The following is a 22,506-nucleotide window of genomic DNA, read 5'->3' on the forward strand; positions in this document are numbered from 1 at the left end:
GATAAAACATGGACAACTACTCTTAATTGCGCGGCAGCTTGACGCAATGTCCGTTGTAGCTTTCTAGATGTTCGCAGTAATCGATTAGCTCTTGCAGGTTCCCACTGGATCATAAAATAACTTGCCAAGCTCGGTCGGCCACTCGGTAGCCAATAGTTAAGTGCGATCAATAGCTAAGTGTGCTCAATAGTTAAGTGCGATACAGCACTTTAACTACATGCCAGCCAAATTTGGTTTTCACTAAATGCGGCACTAATAACTCACCAGAAAAGGCGACTTTATCGAACTGCGGTACCATTTGCCCACGCTTAAACTCACCGAGATCGCCGCCCTTTTTCGCTGAGGGGCATGAGGAATAGCGCTTGGCTAAGGCACCAAAATTCGCACCATTATTCAATTGCTTAATAATATCTTCCGCCTGCTCTTTGTGTTTAACAAGGATATGCACTGCGGCTGCGGTTTTAAACATCTTGTACTCTCTTTATCAAAAATAGCGGTGCAATTAAGTTGCACCGCCGTTATATCTTTGCCTATGAAAAATAAGTATTACTGACCCAAAATCTTCTGCCACCACTGCAACGGCTCGCCGCAGTTTTTAGCTGGATTATAGGTGCCTCTCAGTGCGGGTAATGCCTCGGTATTGCTGCATCCCGCTTCCTTGGCTTCACCGGTGTCACGGTCAAAATAACCTTTGATCACGCCACTGGGTGGAATCGAGCGCAGCCCAATGGGTGGTCGTTCCTTCAAGAAGGCTTGATATACCGCCATGGCGCCACTGCTACCGTAGAGGCTGGTCTTACCGTTATCATCGCGTCCTACCCAAATCGCCGCCACGTTACGCTCATCAAAACCGGCGAACCAAGAATCGCGGCTATCGTTACTGGTACCAGTTTTACCCGCCAGCGCCACACCGGGGAAGGCATTGCCTAAGCGCGTTGCCGTACCGGAGCGCACGACTTGCTGCATGGCATATTGCACCAAAAAGTCGGTATCTGGCGTAATCGCTTGCTCTTTGGCTGAACGCGTTACGGGCAAAGGCTGATTATCACTATCGAGCACTGCGGTGACTGTGGTGAGTTTACGGTAAGCGCCGCTATCGGCGAGGGTTTGATAAACCTGCGCCACCATTAAGGGCGAACCATTCACCGCGCCCAGTAGCATCGACGGATATTCGTTAAGCGGTTCTTCCCAACCCGATTTGGCTAACGTCGTCACCACCGCATCGACCCCAACGGCAATCCCAAGATTTACCGTCGGCACGTTCATCGATTTTTTCAGCGCCGTTAACAAGGAAACTTGGCCGCTAAAGGTCTTGTCAAAGTTCTGCGGTGACCAGGTTTTGCCCTGTTCATTCTTTAGGGTAATCGGCTGATCTTTTAGTGGCGATGCCAAGGTAAATTTACTATTTGGCGCCAAGGCGGTCGCATACACAAATGGCTTGATAAGCGAGCCTATCGGTCTGCGGATCTCCACTGCGCGGTTATAACCGTCAAAGCCCGGCGTTTTATCACCCACCATAGCCGCGATACCGCCGGTGTATTTGTCAGTGACCACCATACCTATCTGCAACGACTTATTGCCTTTATCTAAGCTTTTAAAGGTTTGAGTCACGGCGATTTCGGCGGCTTCCTGCGCCATAGGATCAAGAGTGGTATAAATCTTCACCCCAGATTGTTTTAATAACGCATCGCCGTAGCGTTCGTTAACCTCTTGTTTTACCAAGGCATAAAACGAAGGTAATTTTTGATGCACTGGCTTATTGGCATTACGCAAACCTAAGGGCGATTCCACCGCGACCTTATATTGCGCTGTGCTCAGATCGCCAGACTCCATCAATAGCCGCAGCACTAAATCGCGGCGCTCTAAGCTGCGCTCTGGGTAACGCCATGGGTTGTAATAGGAAGGCCCCTTAATCGCCGCTACTAAAAACGCTTGCTGCGCCGTGGTTAACTCGCCGATGGGACGACCAAAATAGAATTGCGAAGCCAAGCCCATCCCATGCACGGCACGGGATTTATCTTGCCCCATATACACTTCGTTAAGGTAAGCTTCGAGAATTTCTTCCTTGCTGTAACGAAAATCGATAATTACCGCCATTAAGGCTTCGCGAACTTTACGCAACAATGAGCGCTCGCTCGAGAGGAAAAAGTTTTTCGCCAACTGCTGGGTCAGTGTCGAGCCGCCCTGCACGGTACGCCCCGCACTGATATTTACAAAAGCCGCACGCAGAATCGCGAACGGGTTCACCCCGTGGTGATCGTAAAAACTGCGGTCTTCCACCAGCAATAGCGCTTGCACAATATGTTTAGGCATATCTTCGGTAGAGACAAAGAGCCTGTCTTCGCCGTCACCGGTGATCATGCGGTCGAGCAAGACGGGTTCTAAATGGAATACCGCTAACTGTCGCTTATCTTCCATGCGCGCAATCGAGCTCACGCCTTCGCTATCGAAGGTGATCATCACTCGCTGTTCGACCTGATCGCCTTCGGGATGTAAAAAGGGTCGACGCCATAATTCGATTTTGGTGCTCGATGCCGAAAACTCGCCAACCTCGCGTGGGTTCGCCACTTTGCGATAGCCAAGTAGCTTTAACTCGGCCATCAACTGTGGATGACTCACCGCAGCTCCTGGGTATAACGCCATGGAGCGGCTAAAAACTTGAGCAGGCAAATGCCATTTTTGCCCTTCAAACTTACGGGCGATAATTTGGTCGAGGTAAATACCGTAGAAGGTCACAACGGCGAGGCCGATTAAGGCGAGCTTCCAAGTGAGCGACCAAATGTGCCCAAACAGGCCACGGCTTCGCTTCGCTTTACGTTGGGCTGGCGCTTTTTTTGTCGTATGAGTTGTCATATCTACTTCATCATTTATGCGTTAACGGCATCAGTCATAGGCACAACACGAGGTTGTAAATCAAAGCAGTCTAAAGGCTATGACTGAGATAAACCTAAGGTTTTCTTCTTGGTAAATTTTGTGGGTAGCGTATTAGCAGGGTCGTCCGGCCACAGGTGTTTAGGGTAACGCCCACGCATTTCTTTTTTCACTTCAACATAGGGGCCTTGCCAAAAACTGGCGAGATCCGCCGTCAGTGCCAAAGGGCGCTGCGCTGGAGACAGCAGCTCCATCGTCACCTTCAGCTTACCTTGGGCCAATAGCGGGCTGTCAGCCATGCCAAAGGTTTCCTGCAAGCGAACCCGCAGTAAGGCGCGACCCGAGGTTTCGTACACTATGGGCGCAAAGGTACCCGTGGCCAAAGGCCATGAGGTCGGCAACAGTGCATCGAGCGCCTGCTGCTGCGACCAACTCAATTGATTCATCACTAAGCTAAAGCAATCGAGTTTTTGTAATTGCGGCAGATTATTCACATTTTCAAGGTAAGGCGCCAGCCAAGTTTCAAGATCGGCCAGCAGCGCGGTATCAGTCATATCCGGCCAATCAGCAGCCGGATCTAAGCTTCGCGCTAAATGCAATCGCGCTTGAAACTGCGCTAAGTTAGCGTTCCAATTAAGAATTTGTAACCCTTGCTGACGAATGTAACTCAACAATGCCGCCAAAATTTGCGCTCGATTGGGGTTAGCAATCGTCTCGGATTTCAGCAATATCTGCCCGACTTTTGCTTGCCGCTCAGCAACAGCGCGACCTTTAGTTTCATCCCAGCCGCACTGCTCATGAGTATCAACTAAGTCGGCCAACTCATGATCAAATAGGCTCGGTTGCAACGGACAAGCTAAATAGACCCGCCCAGCAGTTTTACCTTCGGTTTCTTGAAAATCAGCCACCACCAACCAAGGGGTTTGCGCTAAGGCATCTTCAGCGCTGAGCACCACGCCCGTGCCATTGGCCAATTGATAGCCCTCGACACCGCGGGATTTGGCAATGCGATCGGGATAAGCCAGCGCCAACAGCAAACCGACATCTTGATGATGCGCATGGGAGGCGATGGCGCCTAAATCAGCTTGGGTGAACTTGCTATCAAGGGCGAGCTTTCTCAGCCATTGTTTTGCCTGCTGCCCCGCACTGCCTTGGGTGGCAAAGTGTAAGTAATTCATGATATCAGCGCCTTTGCGCGGTAATCCCCGCGCCTCTAAAATGCCCGCGAGCAGGCAGGCCAAGGCCGCAAGTTCAGTAGAATGGGATTTGGCGGCTAATAACATATGCGCAAGGCGCGGATGACAGCCCAGCTCATAGGCGGCTTTACCATGCGCAGTGAGTTTGTTTTGCCCATCGACCACGCCTAAACGCTGCAGTAATTGCCAAGCTAATGCCTCATTTACCGTCGGCGGCGCTGTCAATAACATCAAATCGCTGCAGGATTTAGCCCCCCAGTAGGCGCAGTCATGGGCCATTGAGACCAAATCAGCTTGACTGATTTCGGGCTCATCGGCCTTGAGCAAACGTTGATGCTCTTCTTGACCCCATAATCGAATACACACGCCCGCCGCTAAACGGCCAGCACGGCCAGCACGTTGGGTTGCCGAGGCTTGGCTAATACGTTTAAGGCTTAAGCGCGTAACCCCCGTTTTAGGGTTAAAACTCGCTTGGCGTTTATAGCCACTATCGATAACCAGCCCAATGCCTTCAATGGTGAGACTCGACTCGGCTACGTTGGTGGAGAGCACTATTTTGCGCCTGCCACTATCGTCTGCCTTAATCGCCCTATCCTGTTCCTGCGCAGACAACTCGCCATAGAGTGGGCAAATCGCCACACGGCTGCCATCGAGGCGCTCCGCCAAATACTGCGCCACCCTGAGGATTTCCACCTTGCCGGGTAAAAACACCAGTATATCCTGCGGGCCGTTATCACCTTCGGATGTCGCGGCATCGAGCACAACGCGGCTCAAATGATCGAGCCAATGCTGCTGGCCCGCGACTGCACGGTAGATGATTTCAACCGGAAAACTGCGCCCCTCACTCTTGAGCAGGGCTGCGTTTGGCATTAACTCGCTGAGCGCAAGGCCAGATAAGGTTGCCGACATGGCGAGGATTTTTAAGTCATCCCGCAGTGAGCTTTGCACTTCGAGAGCGAGGGCTAAACCAAGATCTGTGGTCAAATGCCGCTCGTGGATCTCATCGAAAATGATCATCTCGATCCCGGTCAATTCAGGATCTTGCTGGATCATTCGGGTTAATATCCCTTCGGTAACGATCTCAAGCCGAGTATCACGACTTACTTTGGATTCGCCACGCACCCTAAAACCCACCTCTTGCCCCACCGCCTGTTGCCGACAACTGGCAATAAATTGCGCCACACTGCGGGCAGCTACGCGCCGAGGTTCCAGCATTAAAATCCGCCCAGAAATCTCAGCCCAATCCAACATGGCTAAAGGCAAGGCGGTGGATTTACCCGCGCCTGTGGGTGCCTCGAGGATCACTTGAGCGTGCGTTGCAAAGGCATCACGCAGGGATGGCAGTAAGGAATGAATAGGTAGATTGTTCAATGCTACAGGGTCAACAGGGAAAATGATGCGGCAGTTTAACATAGGCCTTAGGCAGTGTCCCAGCAGCCTCGGCTTTGATACGTCGAAGTTTGGCATTGGCTTGCTAAAAATAACACACCCCAATAGCCAGACTCGCTATTAGGGCGACAAATTCAACAAGGATGCAGAGTTAGAACTGGTAAGTCAGCTTAGCCCAGAGATTACGCCCCGGCTCATTAACCCTAAACATGGCCTCACTGCCCGGCAGATCATTACCCGTACCGGCCTTACTCACATGCTCAGCGTAGGTCGCATCAAACAGGTTTTCGACACCAAAGATAAAGGATAAATCCTTGCTGTATGACCAAGATGCATTCAGTGCCAGCGTACCAAAGCCGCTACTTGGGCCTAAGTCTTGGCCCACAATATTGCCGTGACCTAAGGTATAGCGATCCTGCGATGCAACCAGCCGCCACTGCGCCGCCATTGTCCAAGCTTGCCATTGATAGTTAACGGTTAATCTTGCCTCTAACGGCGATATTTGCCCGAGTGCGACCTTGTCGGTATCGTTTTCACCCTGGGTATAACTTAAGGTAAGTTGAGTCGACCACTGCTCATTAAACGCATAGTCTAGGCTTGCTTCGCCACCAAATAAGCTGGCATCGATATTACGCGCCACCGTGGTGTTGCTGGTCGAATCAATCAGAATATAGTCATTGATCTCACCATAAAAGAGTGACACTGACGCTTCTACCGGACCTTGGTAAATCCAGCCTATATCAAATTGATTGGTCGTTTCAGCCTTAAGATCAAAGGCTTTTTGTGCAGGATTATCGGCACTGGCCTTCATGATCTCCCAATAATCTGGCATGCGCTGCGCCGAGCCAAATCCTGCATAATATTGGTGAGCATCGAGTTGATATTCATAACGCACATAACCGCTGTAGAGGGTATCCTCCCTCTCACCCTGCTGGGCGATTAACAATTCGCCATCCCAGCGATCGACCCTCAATCCAGCGTGCAAGCTACTATTGCCTAAACCTTGGTGTTCAAAGCCATAGCTGGATTCGGCAAACAGCGCGTAGTTTTTATAGCGCATATCTTCCTTAAACGGCTTATTGAGTAAGTCGTCTAAGCCAACATCCCCCGTTGCCATACTGCGGCCATCATGCACACTCGACATATAATCCAGCCCCAGTGTTAATTCGAGGCCATCGAGCGGGGTTAAATCAAACCAAAGATGACCACCGTCGGTCATCCGGCGCACATTCGAGCCAGAATTTACCCCTTCATCAAATCGGTCCATTATATGGTCGTTTTTGTTACTAAAGGCCTGTAACTCGACTGCGGCCAACCAGCTCGACTCAAACTCATGTTGGATCAGTAGCGCCGCATCACGGTTATCAATTTGGCGAGCCTTATTTAATCTGTCGGCATACTCAGCCTCACCGCTCGACTCACCGTAGGCTAACTCCACAACGGTGCGCTCAGTTGGCGTCCAACCTAGTGCAAGATTGGCGTTTTGGCGGTCATAACTGGATTGCACCTTATTGCCATTGCCGTCCTGATAATGATCACTACTCGATTGATTAATATCAAAATCTAGGTAGTAATTTTTATCGCCTGCATTCAACTCCACCATGGCATCTCGTCTATCGAAACTGCCACCGGTTGCACTGGCGCGCCCTTCGAGATCCGCTTGATTAAAGCGATGGCGATTTTTCTCAAACAGAATTGTGCCCGCGGTGCCGACAGGGCCGTATTTCACCGTCTGCGGCCCTTTGATAACCGTTATCTGATCGTAGGTTTCGGGATAAATATAATTGGTTGGCGGATCCATACGTCCACCACAGGCACCGTAAACATGCTGGCCATCATCGACTATGTTTAAGCGTGAGCCACCCAATCCCCTAAACATAGGATCGCCGCCGGAGCCGCCTTTGCGAGTAATGTTAAATCCTGGGATCGAGCGCAAAAATCCCGAACCATCATAGGCGGGTAATGGCAGACGATTTTGTTTGGGATCGCTAACTAAGTGTACGGGTTGACGCATTACATCGGCGGTAACTAGCAGATAATCTTTACATTTTTGGTCTTCACCACAGTCGGTCGCCTCTGCGGACCACCCCAATTGAGGTGCAGTGGTACCTAAAATACTTGCTAACATAAGCGCTAATTTGATCGGTTGATATGGCATGAATTTCCCCTACAAATTGTTTTTAATGATTTTTGTGGGGGTATTGTTATGACTAGAGAAGGAAGCGCAATCAAAACTCTGCTTGGCGCGACAATCTGTCGCAGCTAAAACAGCGTGGGTTCACAATATGGTAAATATTGATAAATTAATCACTTATAAATTAAATGTTGCAGATTTATAAAATCACCATCACTGAATAACCGCCGTTACAGCAGCCAAGATTCGGCCAATCCCGAAGTTAATGTAAGCAAGGGGGTTGGTTTGTTAATCGCATAGCCTTGGGCATAATCGACACCTAAACTCTTTAACTTCAAACCGATTTCTGTCGATTCAACAAATTCAGCCACAACATCAAAGCCCATATCTTGCCCTAACTGACAAATGGCTTTGACGATCGCTTGATCCGCGCCATCCTCACACAGATTAGTGACAAACTGACCATCGATTTTGACGTAATCCACATTTAAACGTTTCAGGTAAGCAAAGCTTGAAAATCCCGCCCCAAAGTCATCCAGCGCGAGCTGGCAATTTAATGGTCTAAGCACCTCAATCAATTTAGTGGCTTGATCTAATTGGCTTACGGCGGCGGTTTCTGTGATCTCAATACAAAGTTTATCCACCAACTCTGGTTCGGTCATTAGCCGCATTTCGAGCCAATTCATAAACTCGCTATCGCCCAAAGACGTCGCAGAAAGATTGACTGAAACCAGCCCTAATTGCTGCCATATGGCTAAATGATTACTGCCCCATTTAAGCAGATTATCAATAACCCATAAATCGATCTTAGCAGCCAAATTATAACGCTCAGCGGCGGGCAGAAAGATGGCTGGCGAAACGATGGTGCCATTGGGTTGCACCATGCGAAGTAGCACCTCTAAATGCAATCCGGGCTCGTCGCAATTTAATGGCGCAATCGTTTGAAAATAAAGCTCAAATTGATTTAACGCAAGGGCGCTAACAATATCCACCGAGGCCATCATTTCAGTATAAAGGCGGGTCATCTTAGGATCTTTTGTACTGTATAAATGCCAGCCATTACGCCCCTTGTCCTTAGCGAGACGGCAGGCGGCATCGGCATGACTCATCACGGTATAAATGTCGGAGGCCGACCGATTGAACTTAGCAATCCCCATGCTCACACTGACGTTATGGCAGCGATTTTCCCAAATAAACTCATGGGTTGCTAACTGAGTACAAATCCGTTTTGCGATATGCTGGGCCGAATCCACATTGCAGTAATGCATTAAAATACCAAATTCATCGCCACCTAGACGAGCAACGATATCGCCCTTACGCACCAGTTGTTTAAGCCGTAAAGCCAACTGGCACAATAGCTTGTCTCCCGCTTGATGGCCGCTGATGTTATTGATCACCTGAAACTGATCGACATCGATAAAGGCTACACAGGTGGGAATATCATCCTTAGCATGCAGCAGATTTTCGAGTAAGGCCTCAAAGTGCAGCCGATTCGGTAATCCGGTCAAGGCATCATAATTGGCCTGAAAAGAGAGTTCATCGGCGAGTCGATATTTTTCACTCACATCTTCAGCAATCATCACTAGCGTATCTTTGTCACCGTGGATCTGGCTAAAGCTGAGCCGAAGCCAATCTAAGTGATACTGAGATTTTAGCGGTAATTCGCACCAAGCTTGCCCCAATACACCTTCACGCACCATATGCAGCGTATCGGTAAGCATGGCATACTCCTCTTCACGTACCATGCTAAATAAATCGTATCCATGTTGTACAGGTAAGGTTTGCAGCGCGATTTTGTTCAGCATCATCAGCTGATTTTGTTTATCGAGCAGAGCGCAAGCCAAGGGTAATTGGTTAAAGACTTCGCGGTATTTGTTTTCACTCGCTAACATATCGTGGGCGATGCGGGTCAGCTCCATCGCCGAACCTATCATCACCGCCGCATGTTGAAACTCTTGAATAAACGCTTCGCTCCACTCACAACATTCAGAGCAATTAACCGCACCAAGGGCAATACGGGTTTCCCCAAACACCACTGGAGGCAATACCAGTAAACTTTTAACATCCCAGTCCCGAAGCAGCGCTCGTTCCGCCTGAGCTTCTGGCGGTAACGTATTAACATCGGGCAGATTCAGTAGCTTTGGACTTCTCACAAGGGAGCGAAAAAAAGGCATACGCGCAAGTGGCCACACACGGATCTGCTGGCCTTGGGTAAATTGTGGTTTTAAGTAAAGATTACGGGTGCGTAAATGATCGAGGGATAAACTCCCCGTTAGCACAAACACCCCATCACAGTGCAGTTGGAGCGTAATCGCTTCTAAGGCTCTATCAACATTTTGCTCTAGGGTTTCTAGCGGCGTTTCGCTAAAAATCGTCACTAATGCCTGTTGGAGTGAATTTGCTAAACCATCTGACATGAAAAGGGATTTCCTTACCTACAATTCCATTTAAGGTATTATTGCTGCAATTCCCAGAAATAAATTCAAACCACCGAAAACCGATGATGAATAACGACAACGGGACTTTCTGTATTTCCAAACAAAAGCATAGCTCATGTTTGGCGTTAGAGCAGGTAGCGGAGATAAAGAGTGTTACAACGACTATTTCTTGGATTTGCCCCCAATGACACCCAGCGCCAGCAGCTTTTGCAGTTGCAGCAATCCGTGACACCGCAGTTAACGCTCCATGCTAAACCCGTGAGCAAGGCAAATTTTCATCTCACCCTCGCGTTTTTAGGCTTAGCTAATCAGACTCAAAAGACACAACTGATTGAATCTGTTGATAAACTGCATCGACCACGATTTACTGTACAACTGGATAAGCTCGCTCTGTGGCCCAAGGCGCAGGTATGCTGCTTAAAGGGAGATAGGGTTAGCACGGCGTTGGCGTTATTGGCATCGCAGGCGCAAGATTTAGCGCAGCAGTTGCAATTGCATCAGAGCGAACATCCATTTCGACCGCATATCAGCTTGTTTAGAAAAGCCAAGTCTTTGAGCACCTTTGATAACGAACTTCTCCTCAAAGATCTAGCGAATACAACGATAACTGAACTAACGCTCGCTCCCGAACAGCTTCATTTGTACCTTTCTTCAAGCAGTGATAGCGGTGTGGAATATCACATCTTACATTCTTGGCCACTCTAATAACCGAAATGCGCCTAAAACAGCATGAGGCAACACCATTAAAACAGCGACTTATCCCAACGCACTTAGCCAAATCATCAGCACTGCAATAATTTGCCCCAAAATAATCAGCCCGAGCATGGCTCGGGCTGATACTAAGACTTCAGCAAACAAGTAGGCTACTCAAGTAAACGCAGCGTCTCACGATAGGCCCGTTTTTGCTCATAGCTGTGTAAACGCTGTTTAAACTCATCGGTTTTAGTCGTTTCAGCTGTCATCTTCAAAGCAGCAATCGCTTTTTGCTGTGTCGAAACCGCAGCGCCAAAATCACCCACTTCCGCATAAGCTGCAGCTAAGTTGTCGAGATTAGTGGGATCGTTTTCGTTGACCTTTAGGAGTTGCAGAGATAACTCAAGCGCTTTATTACCATCACGATATTCGGCTTCTGGACAGGTTGCGAGAATCCAAGCTACATTGCCAAGGGCTATATCATCGCCAACACGGGTAAATTGCTCGACCGCTTTGCCACAGTTGCGCTTAACACCGTCACCACCCGAAGCGTAAATAAAACCTAAACGGAACTGCGCCCAACGGTTGCCACGTTCACCCATATCTTTATACCAACGCTCGGCAATGGCTAAGTCACGTTTAATCAACTGGCCTTCAAAAGACAGATCCGCCAAGGTTTGCTGCGCTTTTTCGTGTTGCTGCTCGGCAGCGAGGGTTATCCAGTGGAGTCCAGATGGCACCTCTTGCTGCACATAACGCCCAGAGAGAAACATGAGTCCTAGTAAAAATTGCGCATCGGCATCACCTTGCTCTGCCTGAACTTGAATATGCACAAATTTACTCGCCGCAATTTCATTTGCTGGCTGCGGGATAGAAAATGCGTGTGCAACAGGACTTAATCCTACGGATAAAGTGAATCCTGCACCTAAAACCCATTGCCTGTATTTCACCTGGTAACCTCTTCGAAAAACAACCGCGCCTCAAGTTAGCCTGAAATACGCCCATAAGTCGAGTGTAAATCGGCTTAATTGCCCTTAATAAAGGGAAATATCACCGCTGATTTTTAAATTTATCTACTCTTCACATCAGGTCACTAAGGTTTACTATTATTTTCCTCGCCAAAAAACCTTAAAACGTTATACAAGATGTGATTAACTCTACAGAGTTAAGTGAATCCAGTGAGTTTGACACCGATTTAGTTGACTAATATCACTAAAGTAGCAAAATAAGCTCTAATTTTAGGTTGTTAATTGCATTTATTCACTCATTCTAAACTAAGATATTCATCTCGTTTTTATGGGTGTTATTGACGTAAAATGCTTATTTAGAATATTCTTACTTTCGTTTTAATCAATCGAGGAACATCGACATGGCTCTGATTGGTAAGCCAAAACCGGACCCAACTTTGGAATGGTTTTTATCACACTGTCACATTCATAAGTATCCCGCTAAAAGCACCTTGATCCATGCTGGTGAAGACTCAGACACCCTTTATTACATCGTAAAAGGTTCTGTTGCGGTATTGATTAAAGATGAAGAAGGTAAGGAAATGATCCTATCTTATCTTAATCAAGGCGACTTTATCGGTGAGTTAGGCCTGTTCGAAGAACAAGCTGAACGTACCGCTTGGGTTCGCGCAAAACAAGCATGTGAAATTGCGGAAATCTCTTATAAGAAGTTCAAGCAATTAATCCAAGTAAACCCTGAAATTTTGATGAAGCTATCGGCTCAAATGGCCTACCGCCTGCAGAGCACTAGCCAGAAAGTGGGTAATTTAGCATTCCTCGATGTGGCAGGCCGTATTGCGCAAACATTGTTGCATTTAGCCAAACAACCCGATGCAATGACACACCCAGACGGTATGCAAATTAAGATCACTCGCCAAGAAATTGGTCAGATCGTCGGTTGTTCCCGCGAAACTGTGGGTCGTATCTTAAAGATGCTTGAAGAACAAAATCTCATTCAAGCACACGGTAAAACCATTGTGGTATATGGTACCCGTTAAGTTAGACTTCAGCTTGATTTAAGCCTGAATCATTAAAGTGGCCTAGCATAAAAACTAGGCCATTTTTATTGGGGGAGCATAAATGAAACGGCTGTTATTTATCGGTTTTTTCAGTCTGTTTACGCTGGTGCATCCAACAATAATTAACGCCGAACCGATTGAATTAGAACATTATCAAGCCAAGGCGTTAGTCAACTCTGGGCAAATTCTATCACTCAATGGCACCCTTGCCGTGGTCAATCAATTCTGCCAAGGTGAACTAATTGACGCACATCTCTATCAAGAAGATCATAAATGGCGCTATGATTTGCAAATCAAAGTGCAACGCGGCCAAATTGTGAATCTGAGTATTGATGCCACCAATGGTCAACTTGAACACTCCACCGCACTACCGAGCGAATGTCGAAAACATGAAACTGCTACTCGTTGAAGATAACCCCATGCTGGTCTCCGAATTGGAGAAGCAACTCAAACAGGCTGGCTATGTTACTGATATTACAGACAAAGCTCTTGAAGCCGATTACCTAGTAAAAGAAACCCAATACGACTGTGTGATTTTAGATATTGGCCTTCCCGATGGTAATGGACTGGAATTACTCGAAGGCTGGCGAAATCAAGGTATTAGTACACCGGTTATTATGCTAACCGCCCGCAGCCAATGGCATGAAAAAGTCGAAGGCTTTAATGCTGGCGCCGATGATTATTTAGGCAAGCCCTTCCACGCGCAGGAATTGCTAGCACGAATTCAGGCACTTATCCACCGCGCACACGGCCGGTTAAATAATCCCAGCAAGCAACTTAGCTATGGCGGTGTCACCTTAGATGAAGCCGAGCAAACCGTCAGCGTTGGCGAGCAGTTATATGAATTGACTGCAATGGAGTTTAGACTGTTAAAAATCTTCCTCATGTCACCTAAGAAGTTGTTATCTAAGGCGCAATTAACCGATAAGCTCTATCAGTTTGATGACGAAAAAGAGAGTAATGTGGTTGAGGTTTACGTGACTCATCTGCGCAAAAAACTTGGCAAAACCGCAATAGAAACCCGCCGCGGCCAAGGTTATATCTTCCACGGCGTGGCTGCATGATCTCTATTCGCACTAAGCTCAGTTTATGGTTAACGGGCTTATTGGTGTTAGGCACAGTGATTGGACTCATTTTATTTGAGTCCATGCTGCGCCAAGCGTTTCATGACTCGATTATCAATCGCTTAGAAGAAGATTTAGAGCATATTATGCTGGCGACCCATTTCAATAATGGGGAGATCCATATCGATCAAAGCCAACTTTCGAGCTTTTACCGCCCCGCCTATTCGGGGCGTTATTTCCAGCTCAACCTCCCCAATGAAGTGATCCGCTCCCGCTCCCTTTGGGATATGCAGCTCGATATCGAGCCTTTAGCACCAAGTCAAACCCGAGTTTGGCAGGCAAAGGGACCAAAAAACAATGACATGCAGTTATTATCCCTAGGATTAAATTCCAGCAGCGCGAATGTGACCGCGACACTCACCGTGGCGCAGGACTTGAGTATCGGTCGACGGGTATTTAGTGAAGTCTACGGCACTAAGCTTGGGATTAACCTAGCAATGTTAGTGGCGATGATCGCGGGGATCTTCTTAATCCTGCGCCAATCCTTTAAGCCCGTGAAACAAATCCAACATGCGCTATCACGCCTACAAGAAGGCGAGATTAGGGCCTTGGAGTTAAGTAACATCCCGCCGGAAGTTCAGCCGCTGGCCAAGACCTATAACGAATTACTGGAATACACCGCCAAGCAAATTGAGCGCAGCCGTAATAACTTAGGCAATTTAAGCCACGGCCTAAAAACCCCACTGGCCGTTATGCAGCAACAGGTGGAAGCCTTAGGCCTTAAAGATCCCGAAACCGCCATGGCGCTGCAACAACAGCTCGATGCGATCCATAAAATGGTCGAACGTAAGCTCGCCGCAGCGCGGATCACTGGCGATATGTTACCTGCCGCCCAGTTAGTGGTGCCAAGGGATCTCCACAGCCTCGCCAATACCCTAAACAAAGTGCATAGAAGCAAAAACATCAACTGCAACTTTGAGCTTGACCCGAGTATCCAGCGTCTACCCATCCATAGGGAAGATGGCATGGAGCTTTTAGGTAATCTATTAGATAACGCCTTTAAATGGGCGGATAGCCAAGTCACAGTCAAACTTTGGAAGGCGCAAAATAAACTCTGCCTCAGCATAGACGATGATGGCCCAGGCGTTGCCGATGATGAACTGGATAAACTCACCCAAAGGGGAACTCGACTCGATGAATCCGTCATGGGCCACGGCCTAGGTTTATCGATAGTGAAGGAAATCGCCGAGCAATATGGGATTGAGCTTAAGTTTACCCACAGCAGCCAATTATCTGGCCTCAGTATTGAACTAGCATTTAGCTAACGAGTGTTTAATGCTAATTTACGCCAATAAAAACGCCATCAATCGATGGCGCATTTATTTGAGATTAATTCAGCAACAAACTTAATTCATTAGGCTTTTTTCGCGTTGGTGCTCTCAAAAATCTTATCGGCTGATGCGGCCACAAAGCCAGTGTACAGTTCACCATTCGCCTTAGGATAACGCAGGGCGAACTCATAGAAGCAGCTTGGGATTTCAACCGTCGCATCGCTAAATTCTACGGCGATTTTATCTGCCATGGTGGATGATTGCTCCAATAACACCTCAGGCGAACCTTTGATTTCACCGCCTGAGCTGTTGAGCACAAAGCCCGCTTGCTTGAGTGCATCGTTTACCGACTCTAAGGTATCAAAACCCTCGAGGTGGTTGATAGATACCGTAAAATGATTGGCGCGGTAACCAAAGGCCGCAACCCAAGCCGCATATTCGCTCTCTTCGAGCAGCGCTTCATAGGTCTTAGCATCCAGTGACCAATGACGACCCGAATAGATAAAGTTATCCGCTTTAGTCGCTTGCTCATCCACTTGAGCGATCAAACCTTGGATAGTGCTTTGCAGTGCTGGGCTAAACTCTTCGACCAATAGCTCAGAAATAAACACCTTAGGCTGAGTCGCATCTGGATGTTCAAAATGCTTAGCAATCAGTTTTTTCTGCTCAAACTTATAATCACCACAGGCTACATAACCTAAAGAGGTAAAATGCTCTGCTAACACGGCTAAATTAACCTTAGCGATGTTAAAAGTACGCAGGGCGATATGGTCGTTGATAATCGGCTTACCGTGCCCAAGCAGCTCGTGCACCTTGGCCGCAGATGGGGTCATTTGAATATAGTCTTGCCACAAAGCGGCAAATAACGCATTGATATCTGTGTGCATAAAAACTCCTTTTATTGTGCTGCGACTATAGTGCGTATTGTTTTGCCGCTCGCACTCAATGTAACGACCCTAGCCACTTGCTGCACAACGGCGCTCAGTAGCAGCCCAAGTAACGTTACTGCTTGTTATGAAAAAGGAAGAACCTAGGCTCTTCCTCAATGATGTCACTCTAAACTTAACCCTGGGCTTAAGCTTGCGGGTAAACTCACCGCATCAGCCTCAACGGAGGCAACGGGATATGCACAATAATCGGCGGCATAAAACGCACTCGCTCTGTGGTTACCTGAAGCGCCTACGCCACCAAAGGGCGCGGCCCCCGAGGCACCTGTGATCTGCTTATTCCAGTTAACAATGCCAGCACGAATACGGGCGAGAAAATACTCATAATCTTCACGACTATCGGCCAAAATACCTGCCGATAGGCCATAGCGAGTTTGATTAGCGAGCTTAATCGCCTGGTCAAAATCACTGTAGCGCACCAGTTGTAGCAGTGGACCGAAGTATTCTTCATCGGGCAACTCGCTAACTGCTGTCACATCGATAAGCCCGGGCGACACTAAGCCTGTTCCCGCTTGTAAATACGTCAGCTCAACTAAAGGTACACCGCCTAAGCTGAGCAAGTTAGCCTGCGCCGCCACCATGCCTTTCGCTGCCGCTTCGGAAATCATTGAGCCCATAAAAGGCTGCGGCTGTGCATTCCAAGGTCCAACTTTAATCTGCTTAACCGCTTCAACCAACTTAGCAACTAAGGCATCGCCCTGCTCGCCTTGCTCAACATAGAGCCTGCGGGCGCAGGTGCAACGTTGGCCAGACGAAATATAAGCCGATTGCAAAATATCGTGCACCGCGGCTTTAATATCGGCGACGCCTTTAATAATCAGCGGGTTATTACCGCCCATTTCTAAGGCGAGGATCTTACCCGGATGACCCGCATATTGCTGATGCAACAGGTGACCCGTGCGAGAGCTACCAGTAAAGAAAAGACCGTCAAGTTGTGAATGGGACGCCAGCGCTTTACCCGTGTCAACCTCACCCTGGACTAGGTTAAGTACGCCAGCGGGCAGACCCGCTTTTTCCCAGAGGGAGACCATCAATTCGGCCACGTTAGGCGTTAATTCAGAGGGTTTAAACACCACAGTATTGCCCGCAAGCAATGCAGGGACGATATGGCCATTGGGTAAATGCCCTGGGAAGTTATAAGGCCCAAACACGGCAACTACGCCATGGGGTTTATGGCGCAGCACGGCGCGCCCAGCCGGAGTATCATTGGCTTCAGTGCCGGTGCGCTTATTGTAAGCACTAGCAGATAATCCAATCTTACCGATCATGGCAGCCACTTCAGTGGCCGTTTCCCATTGGGGTTTACCGGTTTCTTGCGCAATCGTTTCGGCTAATTCAGCTTTATTGGCTTCGAGTTGACTACGATAGGCTTCAACAATCTTTAAACGCGCATCAAAACCCAACATAAACCAATCAAATTGTGCCTCACGGGCGGCATCGACTGCGGCGTTAACTTGATCAGCTGTCGCCGTTTGGCCACGCCAAATGATTTCGCCATTGGCAGGGTTACTCGAGGCCACATCATGACCCTTGCCAGCGTGCCACTGGCCTTTAATAAAATGTGTCATTTGCTATTCCTACATTGCCAAAATACGGATTTGATCGCCTTTTACGAGTAACAAACCTTCGGCGAGTTCTGGGCTAATTACCACCTGCTCTGCTTTATCATCAACGCAGAGATAAGCTGAAGTCGCCCTGTAATTGGCTAATTGAGTGTTAGAGACAATAAATTGCTTATCGGATTCAGGCATATCACCAATTTCGACCCTCAGTAGACGGCTTTCACGCACGGCGCGAATATCGGTTAAACGGCATTCGACCGTTGGGCCACCATCGAAAATATCCACATAACCGCGGCATCTAAAACCTTCGGCCTGCAGCAAACTTAGGGCCGGACGCGTATTAGTGTGTACTTCACCGATCACTTTTTGCGCTTCTTCTGGCAGCAGGCAAACATACACAGGGTTACGGGGCATCATCTCCGCCATAAAGGCTTTTTTACCTAAGCCAGAAAGGTAGTCCGCCTGAACAAAATCAATACCTAAGAAGTTTTTTTGCAGCCAACCATAGAAGGGGGAATGACCATCGGCATCGCTCACACCACGCATTTCAGCAATCACAGTCTCGCCAAAACGCTTTGCATGTTGAGCTAAAAACAGAAAACGGCTGCGGGACAACATGCGGCCATTATTCCCCTTACGATAAGGTTCCCGTAAAAACAGGGTACAAAGCTCAGCGGCACCTGTGTAATCGTGACAAAGGGTTAAGGTTTCAACCTCATTACGCACTTCAATTTGTTCGGAATAGTACACTTCGGTGCCAAGGCGATAATGGTAGAAGGCATCCTCCATACCGACAGCCGCCTCAATGGCGCAGGTGCCAACAACTTCGCGGGTTTCGGTATCTTCAAGCACCATCAAATAGCCTTCATCGAAGGGCTTATCGACAACTTTGACAAAAGAGGCTTCGGCACGGGCAATTTTATGCCGAAGTAAATCGGCATTGACTGGCAATGAGGTAAAGCCATGGCCTGACTCTTCGGCAATTTGGTATAGAGATTCAAAATCGCCTGCCCGAATGGGACGTATGATTAACATCTTAGTGTCTCCTCACTTAAGCTTGCAGCACAGCAAGGCGCCCATCTTCAAAAGACAGGTATCATGCCTGCAAGAATTCCCTGACAAAAAAGGAGTGCGAATGAAATTCAGCACTCCTTTGGTCGCTTAGGCAGCGGCGATACTCGCCACAGCACGCTCAAAACGTGCTAGGCCCTCTGCGATATCTGCCTCAGGGATCACCAGTGAAGGCGCAAAACGTACCACATTCGCCCCCGCCATAAGGCTCATTAAACCTTCAGCCACAGAAGCCACTAAAAAGTCACGTGAACGACCTTGGTACTGTTCATTAAGCACAGCGCCTAACAGCAAGCCTTTACCGCGGATTTCAGAGAAAACATGATATTTTTCATTAATCTTGTTCAAGCCATCACGTAATAATTGCTCGCGATGCTTCACACCATTTAACACATCTGGGGTGTTGACGACGTCTAATACCGCATTACCGATAGCGCAGGCCAGCGGATTACCACCATAGGTTGAACCGTGAGTACCGACTTTCAAATGCTCTGCAATTTCTGTAGTAGTGAGCATAGCAGCAATCGGGAAACCACCGCCAAGCGCTTTAGCTGTCGTCAGAATATCCGGCACAATGTCGGTTCCCATGTAGGCGTAGAGCTCACCAGTACGGCCAACACCAGTTTGCACCTCATCGAAAATCACCAGCGCATTGTGCTTGTTAGCCAGTTCACGCACGGCTTTGAGGAACGTAGGATCTGCATCGATAATACCGCCCTCACCTTGCAGCGGCTCCAGCATAATTGCACAGGTTTTATCCGATACGGCGGCTTCTAATGCCGCGACATCGTTAAACGGTAAGTGAGTAATGCTTTGTGGTTTTGGACCAAAACCATCTGAATAAGCAGCTTGACCGCCAACGCTCACGGTAAAGAATGTACGACCGTGGAAGGCTTTATCGAAGGCGATGATTTCATCTTTCTCAACGCCATGCTTTTCTAAGGCGTAGCGACGGGCTAATTTGAGGGCAGCTTCGTTGGCTTCGGCGCCAGAGTTGGCAAAATAGACACGCTCAGCAAATGTGCTATTGACTAACTTAGTGGCCAGTTCGAGTGCTGGCTCGTTGGTCATTACGTTAGAGAGGTGCCATAATTTTTCGCCTTGGGTTTTTAAGGCATTTACTAAGGCAGGATGACAGTGACCTAAGCAATTTACCGCAATACCGCCAGCAAAATCGATAAATTCGTTACCCTCTTGATCCCATACTCGGCTTCCTTCACCACGCACAGGGATCACTGCTGCAGGCGCATAGTTAGGCACCATTACTACATCAAACTGGGCACGATCCAACTTCATATCAACGCTCATTATTCTTCATCCTTTGTTTAAAAGTAACGGCATCGGGAGCCGTCTGAGTCCCCTACGTATCTTTATCTTGAGTTAGTGATACAGGGAGTGCTTGTGTCTGTTAATAGCCATTATTAGCGAAATTGTGATCAAAATACCAGTTTTTCACAAACAACAATCGCCATGCTTAAGGTCAAAGTGCATAAAGATTGCAGTTTAAGAACTATACAAGCGCTTAAGCCAGAGGCATTTAGCATATTTAGTCAGAAAAAAAGTTATTTACCCCTATTTTTGCTAGCTATTCACTGAATATGAATAACTACACAATTTTAACGAATCAGCTTTGAAAGTACAAAATGCGCGATTTGTTGCCTTGCTTCTATCGCTTCAGGCAATAGGTCAAACAACGGAAAAACATGGGGCATATTGCGATAAAAACGTGATTCAACCTCGCCACCACAGGCATTTACCTGCATAACCAGTCGTTCTGAGTCCTGCAAAAGCAACTCGCGCGTACCGGCAATCACTAAGAGCGGTGGCAAGCCAGCCAAGTTCCCTTGCAAAGGAGAAACTCTTTCAGACATAGGATTTACCCCTGCAAGATAAGCCCCGCGCAATCGCAATAAGGATTCAAGGGTAAAAAAGGGATCATCGGCCGCTAAAATTAGCTCAGTATCACCGGTAATCGCTAAATCGAGTGCTGGTGACAACAGCACACAAGCCTTAGGGGAAGGCAGATTTAATCTTTTCAATTCAAGCAATAAGCTTAAGGCTAAGTTTCCCCCCGCCGAATCGCCCATCAGTATCAGATTATCGTCGCCCTTAAGCTCAATTAAGTGCAAATAAGCTTCAAGTACATCATCACAGGGCGCAGGGAATGGGTGTTCTGGCGCTAAACGGTAATCGGGAATAAAAGTATCAAGCTGACAACGCGCGCTAATATCAGCAATCAGCCTTGCATGGGCATGAGGTGTTTTAAAGCAAAAGCCACCACCGCGGATATAAAACAAATTTCCCAAACGCGGGGAATCATTTAACAAAACATAGTGCAATAGGCTGGCATGTTGTAATGGAATCGTGGTGCTAACGAGTGTGTTTGGCCACGGCAACCAGCGTTTATCGAGCGCTAATAAACGTTGTCGCATTTGGGCCAAAGGTAACTTTGCCTTACCACGGCTTAAGGATGGCCGCGCGACATAAGATAAAATGGTATTTAATACAGAAGCTTGCCAGCTTGGCATTTCACGCCCTCCACATCAGTGCCGTATCACAACGCCGATGTGAGCGGCTCGTGGATTACAGCAAATCTAGCTTTCGATAGTTTTGCGCTTTAAGGCGCAACACTTCTTGTTCTGTTAGCTCGTAATAATCAAACATCAAACGCTTTTCCTGCGGCTCGATCTGACGCATTTCTTCGAGTAACAGCACCTTCGCATAACAATTAGCCCGTGCCACTAAAGCTGCTGGAGGGGATAATTCCCGATAGGTTAAGGTTTGATCTAACTCTTTTAACAATAAGGTTAATGGGCTATTTTCAAATTTAAGTAGCTCGAGTAATTGCCAATTGAGCACGTGCCCATGACTGAGCACTTGTTCAAATACGGCTTTGGCCGGAAACTCGGTGGCAATCACTGCGTCGTACACTTCTTTATCCCGACTAGAACTCGCTTCGCGGATCCAGTTTCCCCAGGTTTTATCAAATAAACTCGCACTCAGGCTCAGCACGACTGAAGTGCCCAACTGATTCAACAATGCACCACTGTAGACGAGGGCTGAGTCAGTATGATGAAGCTGCGTCAACGCATTGGCGGCGATCCCGCTCACTATGCTATAACGCCAAAGTTTGCGCGTGGTCCAGAGTAACTTAGCATTACCACTAGGTAACCAATTACGCAGGCAAAAATATGGAATGATGGTGCGTAGATTTTCGATTCCAATGTAATTCATCACTAATTTGATATCAGTAACACGCACATCAGAACTTTGGGGGCGGCGCGCCCGAAATGCCGGACTGTTGACCATATTAGTTAAATCGCGGCATAACCAGCCCAAATTACTGATTAAAGGCCGTAGTCTTGTGGCATCGAGATTTTTCGCCAGTAGCAATTCAAGTAACAGGATTTGTGATTCGTTAATATCCGATTTTGCCAGCACTAATTCAGGTGAAGCTAATTGGTGCTCAATAGCATTATTCACGGTATCAATAAGCTGCTTTGAAATCGCCTCAAATACTTCTCGAGCTTTGATTTGTTTGAGCAGACGCGACAATACCGCCTCGCGCTCCACGTCGAGTTTATTGGCATCGGCTTCAAGCTCTCGGTCTAAATCATCCAATAGTGTAGGACTGGCCTTTTGCTTACCGAGGATAAGTTGCTGATAGAGCCGCTGTTCTATCTCTAAAATTTTACCGGGTCTAACGCCACCCGCTATCGAAATCGCCACTCTCTATCTTTCCTATATCGCCCTTGCCAAGTGGCGCTTAAACGCAGATATCATT

The 22,506-nt window shown here is 47.8% G+C and carries 17 protein-coding genes; 5 read left to right on the forward strand and 12 right to left on the reverse strand.

Translation table 11 applies throughout. The features are described from left to right. Positions 1–190 precede the first annotated feature (190 nt). The 5 genes from H9J30_RS04880 to H9J30_RS04900 form a co-directional block, all read right to left on the reverse strand. Positions 191–469: a peptidylprolyl isomerase gene (locus H9J30_RS04880; RefSeq protein WP_011070961.1), complete on the reverse strand. Its 279-nt coding sequence runs from the start codon at positions 467–469 to the stop codon at positions 191–193. Positions 470–546: 77 nt separating this feature from the next. Beyond that, positions 547–2,853 carry a penicillin-binding protein 1B gene (gene mrcB / locus H9J30_RS04885; protein ID WP_240129971.1) on the reverse strand — a complete coding sequence of 769 codons (2,307 nt, stop codon included), beginning with the start codon at positions 2,851–2,853 and terminating at the stop codon, positions 547–549. A gap of 77 nt (positions 2,854–2,930) precedes the next feature. After that, a complete protein-coding gene (hrpB, locus tag H9J30_RS04890; protein WP_240129972.1) occupies positions 2,931–5,480 on the reverse strand; it encodes an ATP-dependent helicase HrpB in 2,550 nt (849 codons plus the stop codon). Positions 5,481–5,607: 127 nt separating this feature from the next. After that, positions 5,608–7,614 carry a TonB-dependent copper receptor gene (locus H9J30_RS04895; RefSeq protein WP_240129973.1) on the reverse strand — a complete coding sequence of 669 codons (2,007 nt, stop codon included), beginning with the start codon at positions 7,612–7,614 and terminating at the stop codon, positions 5,608–5,610. A gap of 206 nt (positions 7,615–7,820) precedes the next feature. Further along, a complete protein-coding gene (locus H9J30_RS04900) occupies positions 7,821–10,007 on the reverse strand; it encodes a putative bifunctional diguanylate cyclase/phosphodiesterase (RefSeq protein ID WP_240129974.1) in 2,187 nt (728 codons plus the stop codon). Positions 10,008–10,178: 171 nt separating this feature from the next. On the opposite strand from H9J30_RS04900, the gene thpR reads away from it, so the two are divergent. Then, on the forward strand, positions 10,179–10,733 hold the full coding sequence (gene thpR / locus H9J30_RS04905) for an RNA 2',3'-cyclic phosphodiesterase (RefSeq protein WP_240129975.1): 555 nt from the start codon (positions 10,179–10,181) through the stop codon (positions 10,731–10,733). Positions 10,734–10,891: 158 nt separating this feature from the next. Here thpR and H9J30_RS04910 read toward each other — a convergent pair whose 3' ends face one another. Further along, on the reverse strand, positions 10,892–11,671 hold the full coding sequence (locus H9J30_RS04910; RefSeq protein ID WP_240129976.1) for a tetratricopeptide repeat protein: 780 nt from the start codon (positions 11,669–11,671) through the stop codon (positions 10,892–10,894). 419 nt (positions 11,672–12,090) lie between these two features. Between H9J30_RS04910 and crp the strand changes: the two genes are divergently transcribed. From crp to H9J30_RS04930, 4 genes are all read left to right on the forward strand, one after another. Then, positions 12,091–12,726 (forward strand): cAMP-activated global transcriptional regulator CRP, encoded by a 636-nt coding sequence (gene crp / locus H9J30_RS04915; RefSeq protein ID WP_011070954.1) that lies wholly within the window; start codon positions 12,091–12,093, stop codon positions 12,724–12,726. A gap of 82 nt (positions 12,727–12,808) precedes the next feature. Continuing rightward, on the forward strand, positions 12,809–13,156 hold the full coding sequence (locus H9J30_RS04920) for a PepSY domain-containing protein (protein WP_011070953.1): 348 nt from the start codon (positions 12,809–12,811) through the stop codon (positions 13,154–13,156). Continuing rightward, a complete protein-coding gene (locus tag H9J30_RS04925; protein ID WP_240129977.1) occupies positions 13,137–13,811 on the forward strand; it encodes a response regulator transcription factor in 675 nt (224 codons plus the stop codon). Before H9J30_RS04920 ends, H9J30_RS04925 begins: the two co-directional genes overlap by 20 nt. Next, a complete protein-coding gene (locus H9J30_RS04930) occupies positions 13,808–15,136 on the forward strand; it encodes an ATP-binding protein (protein WP_240129978.1) in 1,329 nt (442 codons plus the stop codon). The genes H9J30_RS04925 and H9J30_RS04930 overlap by 4 nt, the downstream gene beginning before the upstream one ends. 89 nt (positions 15,137–15,225) lie before the next feature. Here the strand turns inward: H9J30_RS04930 and H9J30_RS04935 are convergent, their stop codons facing one another. The 6 genes from H9J30_RS04935 to H9J30_RS04960 form a co-directional block, all read right to left on the reverse strand. Beyond that, on the reverse strand, positions 15,226–16,029 hold the full coding sequence (locus H9J30_RS04935) for a DUF1338 domain-containing protein (RefSeq protein WP_240129979.1): 804 nt from the start codon (positions 16,027–16,029) through the stop codon (positions 15,226–15,228). 164 nt (positions 16,030–16,193) lie between these two features. Further along, positions 16,194–17,657 (reverse strand): succinylglutamate-semialdehyde dehydrogenase, encoded by a 1,464-nt coding sequence (gene astD, locus H9J30_RS04940; protein ID WP_240129980.1) that lies wholly within the window; start codon positions 17,655–17,657, stop codon positions 16,194–16,196. A gap of 9 nt (positions 17,658–17,666) precedes the next feature. Then, positions 17,667–18,686 carry an arginine N-succinyltransferase gene (gene astA / locus H9J30_RS04945; protein ID WP_240129981.1) on the reverse strand — a complete coding sequence of 340 codons (1,020 nt, stop codon included), beginning with the start codon at positions 18,684–18,686 and terminating at the stop codon, positions 17,667–17,669. Between the two features lie 126 nt (positions 18,687–18,812). Beyond that, entirely contained in the window at positions 18,813–20,030 is a 1,218-nt protein-coding gene (locus tag H9J30_RS04950; RefSeq protein ID WP_240129982.1) for an aspartate aminotransferase family protein, read from the reverse strand. Positions 20,031–20,338: 308 nt separating this feature from the next. Then, positions 20,339–21,250, reverse strand: a complete 912-nt coding sequence (locus tag H9J30_RS04955) for an alpha/beta hydrolase (RefSeq protein WP_240129983.1) — start codon at positions 21,248–21,250, stop codon at positions 20,339–20,341. A gap of 55 nt (positions 21,251–21,305) precedes the next feature. Further along, positions 21,306–22,451, reverse strand: coding sequence for an HDOD domain-containing protein (locus H9J30_RS04960; protein WP_240129984.1), 1,146 nt, complete (start codon positions 22,449–22,451; stop codon positions 21,306–21,308). Between the last annotated feature and the right edge of the window lie 55 nt (positions 22,452–22,506).

This window comes from Shewanella cutis (genome assembly GCF_022410515.1).
Taxonomy (GTDB): Bacteria; Pseudomonadota; Gammaproteobacteria; order Enterobacterales; family Shewanellaceae; genus Shewanella; species Shewanella cutis.

Coding starts and splice junctions, on each gene's coding strand:
- H9J30_RS04880 (WP_011070961.1), bottom strand. CDS start 469: ATGTTTAAAACCGCAGCCGCAGTGCATATCCTTGTTAAACACAAAGAG.
- mrcB (WP_240129971.1), bottom strand. CDS start 2,853: ATGACAACTCATACGACAAAAAAAGCGCCAGCCCAACGTAAAGCGAAG.
- hrpB (WP_240129972.1), bottom strand. CDS start 5,480: ATGTTAAACTGCCGCATCATTTTCCCTGTTGACCCTGTAGCATTGAAC.
- H9J30_RS04895 (WP_240129973.1), bottom strand. CDS start 7,614: ATGCCATATCAACCGATCAAATTAGCGCTTATGTTAGCAAGTATTTTA.
- H9J30_RS04900 (WP_240129974.1), bottom strand. CDS start 10,007: ATGTCAGATGGTTTAGCAAATTCACTCCAACAGGCATTAGTGACGATT.
- crp (WP_011070954.1), top strand. CDS start 12,091: ATGGCTCTGATTGGTAAGCCAAAACCGGACCCAACTTTGGAATGGTTT.
- H9J30_RS04920 (WP_011070953.1), top strand. CDS start 12,809: ATGAAACGGCTGTTATTTATCGGTTTTTTCAGTCTGTTTACGCTGGTG.
- H9J30_RS04925 (WP_240129977.1), top strand. CDS start 13,137: ATGAAACTGCTACTCGTTGAAGATAACCCCATGCTGGTCTCCGAATTG.
- H9J30_RS04930 (WP_240129978.1), top strand. CDS start 13,808: ATGATCTCTATTCGCACTAAGCTCAGTTTATGGTTAACGGGCTTATTG.
- H9J30_RS04935 (WP_240129979.1), bottom strand. CDS start 16,029: ATGCACACAGATATCAATGCGTTATTTGCCGCTTTGTGGCAAGACTAT.
- astD (WP_240129980.1), bottom strand. CDS start 17,657: ATGACACATTTTATTAAAGGCCAGTGGCACGCTGGCAAGGGTCATGAT.
- astA (WP_240129981.1), bottom strand. CDS start 18,686: ATGTTAATCATACGTCCCATTCGGGCAGGCGATTTTGAATCTCTATAC.
- H9J30_RS04950 (WP_240129982.1), bottom strand. CDS start 20,030: ATGAGCGTTGATATGAAGTTGGATCGTGCCCAGTTTGATGTAGTAATG.
- H9J30_RS04955 (WP_240129983.1), bottom strand. CDS start 21,250: ATGCCAAGCTGGCAAGCTTCTGTATTAAATACCATTTTATCTTATGTC.